The 14,574-nt window shown below is 70.8% G+C and carries 17 protein-coding genes; 11 read left to right on the forward strand and 6 right to left on the reverse strand.

The features are described 5' to 3' along the window. Positions 1-274: 274 nt before the first annotated feature. The gene (locus ACIPXC_RS29435) at positions 275-1,021 is read left to right on the forward strand and encodes an NUDIX hydrolase (protein ID WP_401624139.1); all 747 of its coding nucleotides are present in this window, start codon (positions 275-277) and stop codon (positions 1,019-1,021) included. Positions 1,022-1,033: 12 nt separating this feature from the next. Here the strand turns inward: ACIPXC_RS29435 and ACIPXC_RS29440 are convergent, their stop codons facing one another. Continuing rightward, the gene (locus ACIPXC_RS29440) at positions 1,034-2,407 is read right to left on the reverse strand and encodes a hypothetical protein (RefSeq protein ID WP_401624141.1); all 1,374 of its coding nucleotides are present in this window, start codon (positions 2,405-2,407) and stop codon (positions 1,034-1,036) included. Between the two features lie 192 nt (positions 2,408-2,599). On the opposite strand from ACIPXC_RS29440, the gene ACIPXC_RS29445 reads away from it, so the two are divergent. From ACIPXC_RS29445 to ACIPXC_RS29485, 9 genes are all read left to right on the forward strand, one after another. Further along, positions 2,600-3,391, forward strand: a complete 792-nt coding sequence (locus tag ACIPXC_RS29445) for a 2-keto-4-pentenoate hydratase (protein ID WP_401624143.1) — start codon at positions 2,600-2,602, stop codon at positions 3,389-3,391. Positions 3,392-3,452: 61 nt separating this feature from the next. After that, complete coding sequence (locus tag ACIPXC_RS29450) at positions 3,453-4,334, forward strand: acetaldehyde dehydrogenase (acetylating) (protein ID WP_401624145.1); 882 nt, start codon at positions 3,453-3,455, stop codon at positions 4,332-4,334. After that, complete coding sequence (dmpG, locus tag ACIPXC_RS29455) at positions 4,331-5,359, forward strand: 4-hydroxy-2-oxovalerate aldolase (protein ID WP_401624147.1); 1,029 nt, start codon at positions 4,331-4,333, stop codon at positions 5,357-5,359. The genes ACIPXC_RS29450 and dmpG overlap by 4 nt, the downstream gene beginning before the upstream one ends. Beyond that, a complete protein-coding gene (locus tag ACIPXC_RS29460) occupies positions 5,356-6,336 on the forward strand; it encodes a beta-ketoacyl-ACP synthase III (protein ID WP_401624149.1) in 981 nt (326 codons plus the stop codon). The genes dmpG and ACIPXC_RS29460 overlap by 4 nt, the downstream gene beginning before the upstream one ends. Further along, positions 6,333-6,563, forward strand: a complete 231-nt coding sequence (locus ACIPXC_RS29465) for an acyl carrier protein (RefSeq protein WP_401624151.1) — start codon at positions 6,333-6,335, stop codon at positions 6,561-6,563. The genes ACIPXC_RS29460 and ACIPXC_RS29465 overlap by 4 nt, the downstream gene beginning before the upstream one ends. A gap of 7 nt (positions 6,564-6,570) precedes the next feature. Beyond that, on the forward strand, positions 6,571-7,416 hold the full coding sequence (locus tag ACIPXC_RS29470) for an HpcH/HpaI aldolase/citrate lyase family protein (RefSeq protein WP_401624153.1): 846 nt from the start codon (positions 6,571-6,573) through the stop codon (positions 7,414-7,416). Then, positions 7,413-7,943: a MaoC family dehydratase gene (locus tag ACIPXC_RS29475; protein WP_401624155.1), complete on the forward strand. Its 531-nt coding sequence runs from the start codon at positions 7,413-7,415 to the stop codon at positions 7,941-7,943. Before ACIPXC_RS29470 ends, ACIPXC_RS29475 begins: the two co-directional genes overlap by 4 nt. Positions 7,944-7,955: 12 nt before the next feature. Further along, positions 7,956-9,128, forward strand: a complete 1,173-nt coding sequence (gene eis / locus ACIPXC_RS29480) for an enhanced intracellular survival protein Eis (protein WP_401624157.1) — start codon at positions 7,956-7,958, stop codon at positions 9,126-9,128. 325 nt (positions 9,129-9,453) lie between these two features. Next, positions 9,454-10,122 (forward strand): hypothetical protein, encoded by a 669-nt coding sequence (locus ACIPXC_RS29485; protein ID WP_401624159.1) that lies wholly within the window; start codon positions 9,454-9,456, stop codon positions 10,120-10,122. 382 nt (positions 10,123-10,504) lie between these two features. Here ACIPXC_RS29485 and ACIPXC_RS29490 read toward each other — a convergent pair whose 3' ends face one another. The 5 genes from ACIPXC_RS29490 to ACIPXC_RS29510 all read right to left on the reverse strand — a co-directional run bounded on the left by ACIPXC_RS29490 (position 10,505) and on the right by ACIPXC_RS29510 (position 13,926). After that, positions 10,505-10,969: a DUF397 domain-containing protein gene (locus tag ACIPXC_RS29490; RefSeq protein WP_401624161.1), complete on the reverse strand. Its 465-nt coding sequence runs from the start codon at positions 10,967-10,969 to the stop codon at positions 10,505-10,507. A gap of 64 nt (positions 10,970-11,033) precedes the next feature. Further along, complete coding sequence (locus ACIPXC_RS29495; protein WP_401624163.1) at positions 11,034-11,549, reverse strand: hypothetical protein; 516 nt, start codon at positions 11,547-11,549, stop codon at positions 11,034-11,036. A 141-nt stretch (positions 11,550-11,690) separates the two neighbouring features. Further along, positions 11,691-12,821 (reverse strand): hypothetical protein, encoded by a 1,131-nt coding sequence (locus tag ACIPXC_RS29500; protein WP_401624165.1) that lies wholly within the window; start codon positions 12,819-12,821, stop codon positions 11,691-11,693. Further along, positions 12,818-13,078, reverse strand: coding sequence for a DUF397 domain-containing protein (locus ACIPXC_RS29505; protein ID WP_401624167.1), 261 nt, complete (start codon positions 13,076-13,078; stop codon positions 12,818-12,820). Before ACIPXC_RS29505 ends, ACIPXC_RS29500 begins: the two co-directional genes overlap by 4 nt. Continuing rightward, a complete protein-coding gene (locus ACIPXC_RS29510; RefSeq protein ID WP_401624169.1) occupies positions 13,075-13,926 on the reverse strand; it encodes a helix-turn-helix domain-containing protein in 852 nt (283 codons plus the stop codon). The genes ACIPXC_RS29505 and ACIPXC_RS29510 overlap by 4 nt, the downstream gene beginning before the upstream one ends. Before the next feature lie 110 nt (positions 13,927-14,036). On the opposite strand from ACIPXC_RS29510, the gene ACIPXC_RS29515 reads away from it, so the two are divergent. Then, positions 14,037-14,501: an ATP-binding protein gene (locus ACIPXC_RS29515; RefSeq protein WP_401624171.1), complete on the forward strand. Its 465-nt coding sequence runs from the start codon at positions 14,037-14,039 to the stop codon at positions 14,499-14,501. Positions 14,502-14,574 lie beyond the last annotated feature (73 nt).

Consider the following 14,574-nt stretch of genomic DNA (forward strand, 5'->3'; position numbering starts at 1 on the left):
CGCCAACCAGGCAGCGACCGAACAAGTGAACCTGAAACCACGTCAACCCGCCATGACCAGCTAGTCAGCCACTCCCGCACAGCGGGGGAACTTCAGACCCGACGTACGTTTACCCGCCCGCCCTGATGGGCCCCATGGGGTCGCTGTGGCCGCCGCCCGGCCACCCTCCGCAGGTGCCCGGGGTAGAGGCCGGAGGCCGGACGCCCTCTGATCCCCTGGGTGGACTGGTCTCAAACCGTCACTCATCCACCTCTCAGGGTCCTACGATGAACGGGTGCCTGAGACGCTGCCCCCTGCGGTTGACCTCTTCTTGGGCGTTGAGCGCCTGCAGCTCACGGAAGGGGAGGAGCCGCGCCTCTCGCCCGCAGACGAAGCGGCCAGAGATCACGTGTGGGAGAAGGCGGTCCAGGCCAACCCGGACCTCTTTGACGGGCCTGTGGTGGCCTGCGCTGGGCTGGAGCACACGGATCCGGGCGTCCTGAGTCTGTCGTGGGCTCGGGTTACCTACCGGCATTACGCCCTGCGCCGTGTCCCTGGCGCCACAGCCCTGCCGTCGCTGTTCGTGAACGTGCTTCAGCCCACCGATGACGGTCGTGTGCTGGTGGCCAGGATGTCGTCCTCGACGGCTGCGCCTGGCCGTTGGCAGTTGCCGGGGGGCTCCGTGGAACCACCGCGGGCGGGTAAGGGGCTGGTGGAGGCGGACCTGGCGGGCCAAGCCGCGCGGGAGCTGTTCGAGGAACTCGGGCTCGAAGCCGGCGCGGAGGAGTTGAGGCTGTGGGCTGTGACCCGGGGGGAGAACGGCAGCGTCGGCCTGACGTACCGTGCTCCGGTTCTGCCGGAAGCGGCGGTACGGGACGCCTTCGCCGCGGCCGCTGTCGCAGAGCGGGCTCAGGGGCGGGAGCCGGAGCTTGACGACATCGCCCTGGTGAGTTCGCCGCGGGACCTGGAGTTCCTGTCTGGTCCCCACGCGGACTACCTGGAGCCGCTGGTCCGGCGTTTCACCTACCAGCTCGAAGGCTGACGGCACCGGAGTTCAGGTGCCGGCGAGGAACTCGCGGCCTCGTTCGTCGAGCTCGGCCACGCACCGCAGTCCGCGGGCCCGGAACCGGGCGAGGTCGCCGCGCATCCTGGAAACGGCCTTGCGGGTCCGTACGGAGCGGACACCTCCCATGTGGTCGATGGCCCGGTGCCAGGTGGCGCACGCCTGCTCGATGCTGCCGCGCTTGAGGTGCATCTCGGCGCCCGCGACCAGGTCCAGGGCGACGATCCGCGCGTAGGTGGCGGACGGGCGGGCCGTGGCGGCCAGACCGTACTGCTCGGCGGCGGCGCGGTGGTCACCGATGGTCTCGTGGACCTTGGCGGTGCGGGAGTACACGGATGCGGCCGGCGGCCCCCAGGCCAGCGCCCAGAACGGCACCTCGTCCCCGGGTGCGCCGGTCAGCAGGGTGCGGGCGTGGTCGGCGGCAGCCAGGGCGGCGCGGTGTTTGCCGCTCTTGGCGAGAGTGTGGGCGTGGACGACGCGGAAGAGGGCTTCGGTCTGGGCGTCGACGTGACCCTTGGCCCGGTTCAGGCCGGTCTCCGCGAGGCCCAGGCAGTGCTCGGGGCGGTGGAGTTTGAGGCCCTGCATGGCCATGGTGCGCATCACGAAGCCGTCGTGCCCGCGAAGGCCCGATTCGGTGGCCAGGGCGTAGGACTGGAGGTAGTAGCGCTGCGCGAGGCCTTGCTGGCCGGCGTCGTAGGACTTCCAGCCGAGCAGGTGCACGCCGCGGCTGGCGGCGGAGAGCATGTGCTGGCGGACCTCGTCGGTGCGGAACCGGGCCCGGCACAGCGGGGCGACGTCGTCGCGGAGGTAGGTGACGAGCGCGCTGCGGCCGTGCTGCCCGCCGTGGCGTTCGTCCATTTCGGAGAACGCGTTGATCATGTCGCGGACGGCGGCGACCTCCGCCATGCCGACGGTGTGGCCGGTGCGCACGGCGGCGGTGCGGGCGGCGATGTCCTGGACGTGGTGGAGGGGCAGGGCGGCGGCGGCCACGGAGTAGGCGGAGGCCGTCAGGAAGCGGCGGCGGTCCAACTCGCACCTCCACATGGGCAGCAGGGTGTCCAGCGGGTCGATCCCGAGGGACAGTCCGATGGTGTCACTCTCAGCCTCAGCTGTGGAGGGCAGTCCGAGGTCGGCGGGGGTCAGCAGGCGGCCCAGGCGCCGGGAGAGGGCGACCGCGAGGAAGCGGGGGGTGTCCCCGCGGGGTGCGGACCCGCCGATCCAGTGCTCGATGTTCGACTTGTTCGTGCGTAAACGTGTGCCGCACTCGGCCGCGACGGCGCAGACCGCCTTCGCCAACGCCTCGTAGGTGAGGCCGGATTCCGCGACGAGGCCTCTGAGCTGGTCGTTCGGCGTGCGCGTGGTCATGGCACCTGCCTGGGATATACGCGATATACCGCTTGGCCTGCCCGTCACCGTACCGCTGCGCGGCGCACGGCGGTTGACTCTTCATCAGGCCCGAGCCCGGCGGCCGGCATCCGTATCGACGCCGCCCCGGATCTGCTCCCGTGCCCACGTCTGCGAACCCTACGGATGCCCCATGCCCTGGGAGGGATCTTCATGGATGAGCCTGATGACAGCTGGATCGCCGCCACCGCGGCGGCGCTGCTGGCTGCGGAGGACGAGAACGTACCCGTCGAGCCGCTGACCCGGTGTCGGCCCGGCCTGCCGTTGGAGACCGCCTACCGCATCCAGGCGGCCACCGTGGCCCGGCACGTGGCGGCCGGTGCCCGGGTCGTCGGGTACAAGGCCGGCGCCACCTCCAAGGCCATCCAGGAGCAGGCGGGGGTCGACGAGCCGGATTCCGGTGTCCTCCTGGACAACATGGTGCTGCCCACCGGCAGCACCATGCACCGCTCCGTGCTGATGCAGCCGCGGGTGGAGGCGGAACTGGCCTTCCGGCTCGGCAGCGACCTGCACGGGCCCGACGTCGCCCTGGAGGAGGCGCGGGCGGCGGTGAAGGAGGTGTTCCTCGCCCTGGAGGTGATCGACACCCGGTTCGCCGGCTGGCAGATCACCATCGCGGACAGCATCGCCGACAACGCGTCCTGCGGGCGGGTGGTCACGGGCCCCATGGTGCCCATGGACGCGGGCCTGGACCTGGGGGCCGAGCCGCTCGTCGTGAGCGTCAACGGCACCGCCGTCGCCACGGGCGAGGGCCGGGCGGTCCTGGGCGACCCGCTGCTCGTGCTGGTCTGGCTCGCCGGACGGCTGCACCGCTTCGGCGAATGCCTGCGGGCCGGTCACCTGGTCCTGGCCGGCGCCGTGCACGCGAGCCTCCCTCTGGGAGCCGGGGGCACGGTCCGCGCCCAGTCGCTGCACCTGCCGCCGGTCGAGCTACGTGTTCGGTAACCGCCCAGCGGCACCACTGCTGTACACACCCTCCCTTCTCCTCCGAACGAAGGAGCGGCCGATGGCTGCTGAAGAACGAAGGCGCGTCGCCGTACTCGGCGCGGGTCTGATCGGGGTCGACCTCGCGGGCAAGATCGCCCGGTCGTCGAAGCTGGAGCTGGCCCTGGTGGCAGGACGCAGCCGCGACAGTCTGGGCCTGCGCCGGGTGGCACAGATGGGTCATCCGACGGCCGCGGGCGGTGTCCGCGCCGTAGTGGAAGCGGGGACGTTCGATGTCGTCTTCGACGCCACCAACGCCGACAGCCACGCCGAGCACTGGGCGGCACTGCAGCCGACCGGCACCACCTTGATCGACCTGACCCCCACGGGTCTGGGAACGGTCACCGTGCCGGGGGTCACGGGGCACAGCTCGGCGGCTCACCGGCACCTCAACCTCGTCAGCTGCGGCGGACAAGCCTCCATCCCGATCCTCCACGCCATCGCCCAGCGCTGCACCCCCTCCTACATCGAGGTGGTCTCCACGGGAGCGAGCGCGAGCGCCGGCCCGGCCACCCGCCTCAACCTCGACCAGTACATCGCCACCACCGCGGCCGCGATCCGGACCTGCACCGGCACCCGGGAGGCGAAGGTGCTGGTGAACATCAGCCCAGCCCGGCCCGCCCCGCCGTTCCGGGTGGCCATGACGGTCCTCGCCGACAACTTCCGCCCGGCGCCGGTGCGGACGAGCATCGCGGCCGCCGCCGATGCCGTCCGCGCGTACGCGCCCGGGTTCAATGTGACCTCCCTCGCGGTGGACCCCGGCCGGATCCAGGTCGTGGTGGAAGTGACCCCCTCCGGCCGCCACCTGCCCCGGCACGCCGGAAGCGTCGACATCATCAACGCCGCTGCCGTCCTGCTCACCGAGCAGTCCGCCACCTCCCGACGAAGGGAACCACGCCCGTGAACAGCACGCCGAACGATCCCCGGCCCCCCGTCGTGATCCACGACCCGACCCTGCGCGACGGGCACCACGCGGTCGGCCACCAGCTCGACGCCGACCAGCTCCGCGCCTACGCCACCGCCGCGAACGCCGCCCGGGTACCGGTCGTGGAAGTCGGCCACGGCAACGGCCTGGGCGCCTCCAGCCTCCAGATCGGCCGCGCCCTCCTCGACGACACCACGATGCTCACCACCGTCCGCGAAGCCCTCACCTCCTCGAAGATGGGCGTCTTCATGGCCCCCGGCTGGGGCACCTCCGACGACCTGACGGCCGCCGTCCACCTCGGCGCCGACGTCGTGCGCATCGCCGCGCACTGCACCGAGGCCGACGTCACTGAACGCCACCTCGGAACCGCCCGCGCCGTCGGCGTCGAAGCGCAAGGCGTCCTGCTCATGAGCCACATGGCCAGCCCCGAACGCCTCGCCGAGCAGTGCGCCCTCATGGTGAAGTACGGCGCGCAGGCCGTCGGCATCATGGACTCCGCCGGCCACTCCCTCCCCGGCGACGTCGCCGAGCGGATCCACGCCATCGCCTCCGCCGTGGACGTCCCGGTCATCTTCCACGGCCACAACAACCTGGGCCTGGCCGTGGCGAACTCGCTGGCCGCCGTGGAGGCGGGGGCGTCCGTCATCGACGCGACCGCCCGCGGGTTCGGTGCCGGAGCGGGCAACACCCAGCTCGAAGCCCTCGTGGCCGTCCTCGACCGGCGCGGTTTCGACACCGGGATCGGCCTGCGCGAGATCCTGTCCGCCGCCGACGTCGCCGCCGACCACCTGATGAAGGCCCCGCCCTCCATCGACTCCATCGCGGTGGCCGGCGGGCTGGCCGGGGTGTTCTCCGGGTTCAAGCGCCCCGTCCTGGAAGCCGCCCGCGCCGAAGGCGTCAACGCCATCGACCTCTTCCTCGCCCTCGGGGAGCGGCAGATCGTCGCCGGGCAGGAAGACCTGATCGGGGATGTCGCCCGGCAGATCAAGGCGGGCACCCGATGACCCGGGCCGCCGTGGTGGCCGCGGCCGGCTCGGCGCTCCCTGCGTCCGTCGTCTCCAACGAGGACCTGACCGCGCGCCTGGACACCACCGACGAGTGGATCCGGTCCCGGACCGGCATCACCCGCAGGCACATCGCCGGAGTGGAGCAGTCCACCGCCGACCTCGCCGTCCGGGCCGCCACCCAGGCCCTGACCAGCAACGAACCGGAGCATGTGGACGCCCTGGTCCTCGCCACGACCACACCGGACCGCTGCTGCCCGTCCACCGCACCCGCCGTCGCCACTCGCCTGGGCCTCACCGGGATCCCCGCCTTCGACCTCGCCGCCGGCTGCACCGGCTACCTCTACTCCCTGGCAAGCGGCGCCGGACTCATCGCCGCCGGAACCGCGCGGACGGTCCTCGTCATCGGGGCGGACCGCCTGGCCAGCCTCCCCCGCCCTGACGACCGCACCACCGTTCCCCTGTTCGGCGACGGCGCCGGCGCCCTGCTCCTGCGCCGCGGCACCCGCGACGAGCCGGGGGCACTCGGCCCGGTCGTACTGGGCAGCGACGGCACCGGCGCGGACCTGATCCGCGCCGACCACCCCGGCGCCCTCCACATGGACGGACCCGACGTCTTCCGCCACGCCGTCGACCGCATGGCCACCGCCTCCCGGCAGGCCGCCAACGCCGCCGGATGGGACCTCGGCGACGTCGACCGGCTGGTCCCGCACCAGGCCAACCACCGCATCACCTCCTTCGTCGCCCGCCAGCTCGGCGTCCCCGCCGACCGCCAGCTCAGCAACGTGGGCGAGGTCGGCAACACCGGCGCGGCCTCCATCCCCCTGCTGCTGGACCGCGCCTCGTCCGACGGGCACCTCAAGCCCGGACACCGCACCCTGCTCACCGCGTTCGGCGCCGGACTGACCTGGGGCGCCCTCACCCTCACCTGGCCCGACCTCACCCGCACCCGCCGCCTGGAAGGTGCCCCGGCATGACCGGCGACCTCGTCCGCATCCTGACCGACGACCTGGGCCTGCCCGCGGACCGGCTGGCCGAGGACGCCAGCCTCGACCACGCCGGCGTCGACTCCCTCGCCGTCGTCGAGCTCTCCGTCCTCCTCACCGACCGATACGGCATCGACATCACCGACAGCGACATCAAGACCGCCTCCACCCTCGGCCAGCTCGACCTCCTCATCACCACCAAGCGCACCGGAAGGTAGGCCACCCATGACCCACACCACCCGCCGGCCCGGACGGGCCTGGATCATCACCCCCGGCCTGCGCACCGACCGCTTCGAGACCGCCCGCTCCTCGGGAGCCTCGGTCGCCGTCGTCGACATCGAGGACTCCGTCGCCCTGGCCGACAAGGAGACCGCCCGCACCGCCTCCGAAGCCTTCTTCGCCCTCCCCAAACCGCCGTGCACGCTCGGCATCCGCATCAACAGCCTCACCACGCTCAACGGCATCACGGACCTCATCGCCCTCGCCGCCTACGCCTCCCGCCCCGACCTGATCGTGGTCCCCAAGGTCGAATCCGCCCGCGACATCGAACTCGTGGCCGCCGCCCTGGACGCCGACGGCTACACCCCCGACATCTGGGCCCTGATCGAAACCCCCCGCGCCCTGAACGCGCTCCCCGAGATCACACACGCGCCCCGCCTCGGCGGCGTCATCTTCGGCTCCGCCGACTACGCCGCCTCCGTCCGCTGCGGCCTGGACTGGGACTCCCTGCGCTACGCCCGCTCGGCCCTCATCAACGCCGCCACCGCCGCGAACATCCCCGCCATCGACGCCCCTACCTGGGAAATCGACGACCCCACGACCCTGCGCCGCGACGCCCAACGCGCCAAGAAACTCGGTTTCTACGGCAAGGGCTGCGTCCACCCCCGCCACGTGAAGGTGATCGACGACGTCTTCACCCCCACCGCCCAGGAGATCGCCGAGGCCCGCGCCATCGTCGCGGCCGCCGACGCCAGCGGCGGCTCGGTCACCACCGTCGACAGCCACATGCGCGGCACCCCCTTCTTCAACGCAGCCCGCGCGCTGGTCGCCGAAGCGGACCGGACCTCATGAACACCGCGCTGCCCCACGGCTACCGCGCCATCGACGACGACCGGATCCGGGAGAGCGTCGGTCTCTCCTACGGCGAGCTCGCCCCCGGCCTGGTCGTCGAGCACCGGCCCGGCCGGACCGTCACCGAACTCGACAGCCTCCTCGGCGCCGCCCTGAGCGGCAACGTCGCCCCCATCCACACCGACGCCCACTACAGCAGCCAGACCCAGTGGGGTCGGATCCTTGTCTGCTCCGGCGTCACCCTCAACCTCGTCGCCGGCATGACCGTCCGCAGCATCAGCGGCCTGACCACCGCAAACCTCGCCGTCGACCGCGTCCGCTTCACCGCCCCCGTACACATCGGTGACACCCTCTATGCCGAAACCAGAATCCTCACCCGTCGCCCCTCGGAAAGCAGCCCCGGCAACGGCGTCATCACCTGCCACACCACCGCGCACAACCAGACGGACACCGACGTCATGGCCTTCAACCGGACCTTCCTGGTCCCCCTGGACGCCGACACCGTCCGCGACGCCACCAACTACTAGAAGGGCGGGCCCATGAACCAGCAGCTGACCTTCTCCGCAGCCGACGGCGGACTGTGGGAGCAGTACGACCAACTCGCCGCCCGCGCCTACGGCCACCCAATCTCCGACATCACCCACCTGCGCGAGCACGCCGACCTCCAGGTCGCCCTCCGCGGCGGCCGTGTCGTCGCGGGCGGCCTCGGCCTCCTCGTCGACCAGTTCTTCGGCGGCGCCCCCGTACCCAGCGCCTGCCTCGGCGACGGCTGCGTGGCCCCGGAAGAACGCGGCGAGCACCTGGCCACCGACATGGCCACCGAGCGGCTGCGGCCCCTCATCGACCGCGGGGCGGCGATCTCCACCATCGTCACCTCCTCCACCGGCTACGCCCGGCGCCTCGGCTGGGAGGCCCCGGTCGACGTCCTCGCCTGGGCCGTGGCGACCGACGACCTCAAGAGGTCCTTCACCGGCGAGGACTTCGAAGTCGAGCACGGACTCACTGACGAAGCCGAAGACCTCCAGCACCAGCTCGCCCGGCAGTGGAACGGCCCCGTCCACCGCCCCGCCTGGTGGACCCGATGGAAGCAGGAGAAGAGCAACCTCGCCACCTACCGCTTCGCCCGCCCCGGCCTCCCCACGGCCGGCCTGCTCACCTTGGCGACCAAACGACACGACCGCCACGGCATGAGCCTGGTCGTCCACGACTTCTGGGCCGCCAGCCAGCCCACCGCCGCCGCGATGCTCGCCTTCCTCGGCCGCCACAACACCCGGGCCCGCACCATCACCTTCCGCCGCGGCGCACTCCCGCCCTACCCGACCCTTCTCCACGGCCTCCGCCACCACCGCGCCACCACAGAGTCCTGGCACCCCTGGATGCTCCGCATCCTCGACGCACCCGAAGCCATCCGCCTGCGCGGCTGGCCCGCCGACTTCACCACCACGACCCACGTCGAGGTCGAGAACCCGACCGGCGACGGCTGGGACCGTTGGCTGCTCCACATCAAGGACGGGTCCGCGGAACTCACCCCCACCTCCGTACCCGGGGAAGTGACGCTCAGCCGGAGGCAGCTCGCGGTCTGGTACGCCGGCGGGTACCGCACGGCCACCGGCGCCCGCTTGGCCGGAGTCCAAGCCATCTCCGAACGAGCTCTTACGAGCATGATCCGAAGTGCAACGGATCACGAGCCGTGGCTTCCGGACCACTTCTAGAGCCGCAGGCTCTCGTGAGGCAGTAGCGTGGAAGCTGCGGATGGCCGAGGCAGCCCCTACCGCCTGGTCCCCGGCTACGGGGTATGCGACTCGGGGCGGCCTCGCGCCCGAGAGCCGGTCTTTCCCGCATGACGCGGGCGCGGAACACACCTGCCATCGCGACGGAGACCACACCATGCCCGTGCAGCACCGTGCCCGGCCTTGGTACTGGTGGGCTCGTGTATTCAACTGTCGCGTGTTGGCCGGTCCGGCTCTGGGATTGCTACTGACCGTGACGTCTGGCAGGGCTGCAGCTGATGTCAGAGGGATCCGGTTGGATGAGCCCGTGACTGTCTATGACGTAGCCGGCCAGCTTCCCACCATCGCCGACCTGCGGGACCTGTGCCGCTCGCTTGCGATGCTCGACGCGATCCTGAGCCCGGACTGGGAAAGCCGGTACTACTCCTTCAACGCCGCTTGGGCTGAAGGCGAGGAGATGGCCTCGATGCGCAACGGGTCAGGAGACGAGTACTCCATTGTCTTCTCGTCGGCCGGGGTCTATGTCCGCGGCTTCGGCCACGAATCGCCGATGAGCCCATATGGCCACGATGGCGAGCCCTGGCCGGGAGTGATCGACGACGTTCCAGATGTCTTCAAGCCCTTCGTCGAGGAGCCGGCGTTCACCGACGAGGACGGCGTGCCCGTCGTGACGGCCTGCTTGTGGCGGGAGGCGACGGACGATCAGTGGCACCACGGCACGATCGACTTCCCCTCCAACCTTGCCGACCCTGATGGGGCGACGGATCTGTTCCAACTACTGGTCGACCGTTCACCCGAAGCGTTCCAGCACTTCGCCGAGGACTATTACGAGGTCTCTGCGGATCTGGAAGCGGTGAGTGACCTGTATGCCTTGCGGCCGCTGACCCAGGAACTCGTGTCGTCGTTGAACGTAGAGGTCACCCTGGCGGACCTGGCCCAAGACATCTCCGAGATCGGCTATCCACAGTCCCACTGAGAGCCAATCCGTCTGCCCACCGGCATGTTTTTGCTGGTGGACCTTCGTATTCAGCGGTCGTCGGTTCCCCGCGGAGTCCAGCCCGCTGGCGATCTTGCGTGATCCCCAGCGGCGTATCGGCTCCATGTCCCGCCCGTCTCGTTGCGGAGGCGGCTGGTGGTCTTGTCGTGGTAGCCGAGAGCGTCCGGGACGACGGGTGCGGGCTGTTCGAGGAGTTGCTGGCGGATGACGGCGCCGCGGGCGGCGGCGATCGGGATTCCGACCTGGTTCAGGAGCGCGGACAGGTGGTTGGGGCCGAGCGGCTGGCCGGTCCGGCGGCCAGGGCCGGTTGCAGGGGAGCCGCCGTGCTCGGCGAGGGAGTGCAGGGCCGGCAGCCCGCAGGTCACGCCCCCGCGAGGGCGAGGGCGAGCACGCTCACGTCGTGGCCGACGGCGGTCCCGAAGAACCCCCGCCGACGGCGCAGGGCCCGGGCGAGCCGGTCGGTGTGCCGGGCGATGGCCGGGCCGGCCTGGATCAGCACCCGCCCGGCGTCGTAGCTCAACTCCTCGGAACACGCCGCGTCGACCACGGCGTCCCAACAGGCCGGATCCGGCCGCCGCTGCCGCAGTACGGTCTCGACCGCCGAGCCCGATCGGCTCACGCGGTGACGGCGTGGGCCACGAAGCCGGTCCAGGCGCCGGGGGGGGGTGAGCGCGAGGCGGGCGCCCGCGGGGCGCTTGGAGTCCCGGACGAGGACGGTGCCGGGGGTGTGGGCGACCTCGACGCAGTCGGCCCCATCGGCCGTGCTGTAGCTGCTCTTCACCCATGTCAGTTCGGAGAGGCCAGCGGCCGACGGTGCAATGCTCATGCCCCCCTACTGTACGACGCACACCTTGCCCCGAGGCCGGATCGCGGCCGTTGTCGCTCGGTTCTCAGGGCTCCACGCCGCAACGTCGCGCGATTGCTTTGAGGCGTTCGAGCTCCCGTCGCGCTGCTACCAGGTGGGCGAGATCAAGGGCCATGCTGGCTCGGGCCGTGATGTAGAGGATGTCCTGGTGGGTGGCGGCGTCGAGGCCAGGGGCGGCCTGGAGGCGGCGGCCCGTGACCCGCAGGTAGATCGCGATGCTGTCGAGATCCTCGCGCAGGTCCACAGGAAGCACCTGCCGCAGTTCGTCCTTGGCGTAGTCGCGAGCCTGCCGGTCCGCCGCGCGGGGGCCGGACGGCACCGGAGCCCAGGGAAGGCCGGCCTTGCGGGCGTCGTCGTACATCTCCGCCACCAAGGCGCGTGCAGACAGGGGATCGCCCTCGTCTGCTGCCACACGGGCCGACTGCAGCGTGGCGCGCAGTCGTGCACGAACCTGAGGATCCTCGCCAGTCCGAGCGTTCAGATAGCCGGACCACACATCGAATGCCTTGCTCAACTCGGCATCCAGCATGATCTTGTACACGTCCGGCACTCCGCCGCCTCTCTGTCGGGCCCGTCCCGGCATGGACGGCAGCGGTCAGGATAGGACAGGCGCTGGGCGGGATACCCGCGAATTCCCCGGGGCAGCGCGCAGGAGCCCCCACGTCAACTGAGCTGCTCAGCTTCATCCCACCCGTGCCCAACACTCACGGGACAGCCCTTGGCTGTGGATCCCTTCCAGTGCTTCGGTGAGCGTGCGGGCGTAGGCCCGGTCGGCGAGGATCCGTACCCCGGGGAAGGGCTGCCCGAGCCGTTCCTCCCGGGCCAGGATCCCGCGCAGGAGCGGTGCCGCCGATGCGGCCGGGGCGCCGATCTCTCCGAGGTGGTGGACGGCCTGCCGTACCGGCATGGCGGGGCTGCCCTCCCAGGCCGGGTCCACCTCCGCCAGCAGCACCGGCACGGCCGGCTCCGGATCGCCGGTGATCCGCCAGTACGCGTGCGCGGCGTACGTCCTGGTCCACGCGCCGGACGACTCCATCAGGCGTCGCACAGGCGTTGTGTGTACGGCGGCCAGGGGGCCGAGGTCGGCGAGGAAGGGAAGGCCGTGGCTCGCGGTCCCCGACCGCACGGCCGTCCCGCACACGTCGAGGGCGAGGGTCGGGTCGCCGGTCACCTTCCAGTGCGCCCAGGCGGCGCGGCGCCGGTACGGGTGCGCGGGGATTCCGCGGCCGGTGGCGTACGCGGCCAGCCGGTCCGCGGTGGCGGCCGCGGCGGGCCCGATCCGGCCGAGCACCCGCATCGCGTCGTAGGCGTACTGCGTGTCCAGGCGCATGGCCACGTCGTCCACGGCGAGTGCGGCGTCGGAACCACAGAAGGCGAGGACTTCGAGGGCGACGGTGTTCCCGTGGTAGTGGTCGCCGTCGCGCCGCAGCTTGGTCCGCATGACCGCGGCCAGCTCGGCCGGGGGCAGCGCGGCCATGACCCGGGCTTCCGGGCGGCTGTACGGCAGCCCGCCATGCTCGGCGAGGGAGTGCAGGGCCGGTAGGGCCCGCAGGTCACCCGTTCCCGCGAGGGCGAGGGCGCGCACCGTCACGCCGTGGCCGACGGCGCTCCCGAAGGCCCCCTGCTGTCGGCGGAGGTCCACGGCGATCCGGTCGGCGTGCCGGGCGATGGCCGTGCCTGCCTGGATCAGCACCTGGTCGGTGTCGTAGCTCGATTCCTCGGAGCACACGGCATCGACCACCGCGTCCCAGCAGGCCGGGTCCGGCCACCGCTTCCGGAGTACGGTCTCGACGGCTTCGTCCCGGCGCCTCACACGATGGCGGCGTGCGCCACGAAACCGCTCCAGGCGTCGGGGGTGACGGCGAGGCGTGCGCCCTCGGGCCGCTTGGAATCCCGGACGAGGACCGTGCCGGGGGTGTGGGCGACCTCGACGCACTCGTTGCTGTCGCTGGCGCTGTAGCTGCTCTTGACCCAGGCGACCTCGACGCAGTCGGGGCCGTCGTTGGTGCTGAAGCTGCTCTTCACCCATGCCAGTGTGGAGAGGCCCTCGACCGACGGCTTGATGCTCATGTCTCCCCCAATACCTTCTCGATGAACGTCAGTGACTCGCGCGGCGTCAGAGCTTGTGCTCGGATCATGCCATAGCGCATGTCCAGGATCTGGACCTCTTTCGGTTCCGTGATCAAGCGGCTGACCAGCTGGACTTCGTTGTGTCCGACCGTTGTTCCATCGTTGAGACGCATGACCTTGAACGATCCGGCGAGGCCTGCATGCTCCTGCACCGAGGTGGGCATCACCTGAAGCTCAACATGCCGCAGACTGCCCACCTCAAGCAGATGTTCGAGTTGGCGGCGCAGAACCATCTTGCCCCCGATGGGCCTCCGTAGCACGGCCTCTTCCTGGACAACAGTCAGCAGCGGTACGGGGTCGCGATGGATCACAGCCTGCCGAGCCAGCCTTGCAGCGACCAGTCGCTCGACCTCACCTTCGGAAAAGGTCGGCCGCCTCACCCCATAGAGGGCACGCGTGTACTCCTCGGTCTGAAGCAGTCCAGGCACCACGAACGTGTCGTACGCACCAATCTCAACGGCCATGGACTCCAACTTGGCCAGATCCCGGACCTTCTTGGGGTAGCGGGCCCTTTCGACATCGGCCTTCATGGCGGCGATTTTCCCGCCCGCCCCGAGGACCTCGTCCGCCTTGTCCAGGAACTCCGGGCGCGGAATACGGGCCCCTCGCTCGATCTTGTAGATCAGGTTCGCCCCGTATCCCATCCGCTCACCGAATTTGGTTCGGTCAAAGCCCGCCGCCTCACGCCACATCTTCAGCTGGCGTCCCACCGTGGCGATGACCGCCCCGGATTCGTCCTCCGGATCGAGTTCCCAGCTCGATTCGTCAGCACCGTCCGTCGTGCTCACATCCGCCTCCCCTTGGACCGCGAGGACACCACGGGACCGCTCTGGACAACCGTCGTACACAGCGCCCTCAACTCTGTTCAGCGTACGCACGGATGGCCACGCTGAGTCACGTGAATCAGGAAATCTCCCTCGTCGCCACGCTTCCCTCCACCCCGCGCGGAGCCCGCGCCGCACGCGCGCTCACTGTGGCCCAACTCGCGGAGCGAAGGCTTCCGTTCGAGGACGCGGCACAGGTCGTCGCCGAGCTGGCCGCGAACGCCGTGACCCACGGCAGGGTGCGCGGGCGGGACTTCCGGCTCGCGCTGCACCTCGCGCCGGGGCCTACGCTCCGTATCGAAGTGACCGACACACGGCGGGAGTTCGGCCCGCCCGCCCTCTGCACCGCGCCGGACGCGGAGGCGGAGTCGGGGCGGGGGCTGGCGCTGGTGTCCGCGCTCGCCGCGCGGTGGGGGACGGATCTCGGGCCGGCGCCGCTGAAAACGGTGTGGGCGGAAATTGATGTGGCGAGTCCGATTTCACCGGATCGAGGTTTCCACGACCCGGTGGATCGATATCCGGTGACGCACGACGCCTAAAGACCAATCACCGGGGAGAAACTACCTTCCATACCTCCCCCTCCCCTCTCACCCGGTCGGGTGAATCACGCCA

The organism is Streptomyces sp. NPDC090021, from assembly GCF_044748225.1.
GTDB lineage: Bacteria > Actinomycetota > Actinomycetes > Streptomycetales > Streptomycetaceae > Streptomyces.

Bases quoted from the DNA above. Each gene is read 5' to 3' on its own strand.
- ACIPXC_RS29440 (WP_401624141.1), bottom strand. From the start codon at position 2,407: ATGACCACGCGCACGCCGAACGACCAGCTCAGAGGCCTCGTCGCGGAA.
- ACIPXC_RS29445 (WP_401624143.1), top strand. From the start codon at position 2,600: ATGGATGAGCCTGATGACAGCTGGATCGCCGCCACCGCGGCGGCGCTG.
- ACIPXC_RS29450 (WP_401624145.1), top strand. From the start codon at position 3,453: ATGGCTGCTGAAGAACGAAGGCGCGTCGCCGTACTCGGCGCGGGTCTG.
- ACIPXC_RS29460 (WP_401624149.1), top strand. From the start codon at position 5,356: ATGACCCGGGCCGCCGTGGTGGCCGCGGCCGGCTCGGCGCTCCCTGCG.
- ACIPXC_RS29465 (WP_401624151.1), top strand. From the start codon at position 6,333: ATGACCGGCGACCTCGTCCGCATCCTGACCGACGACCTGGGCCTGCCC.
- ACIPXC_RS29470 (WP_401624153.1), top strand. From the start codon at position 6,571: ATGACCCACACCACCCGCCGGCCCGGACGGGCCTGGATCATCACCCCC.
- ACIPXC_RS29475 (WP_401624155.1), top strand. From the start codon at position 7,413: ATGAACACCGCGCTGCCCCACGGCTACCGCGCCATCGACGACGACCGG.
- eis (WP_401624157.1), top strand. From the start codon at position 7,956: ATGAACCAGCAGCTGACCTTCTCCGCAGCCGACGGCGGACTGTGGGAG.
- ACIPXC_RS29490 (WP_401624161.1), bottom strand. From the start codon at position 10,969: ATGAGCATTGCACCGTCGGCCGCTGGCCTCTCCGAACTGACATGGGTG.
- ACIPXC_RS29505 (WP_401624167.1), bottom strand. From the start codon at position 13,078: ATGAGCATCAAGCCGTCGGTCGAGGGCCTCTCCACACTGGCATGGGTG.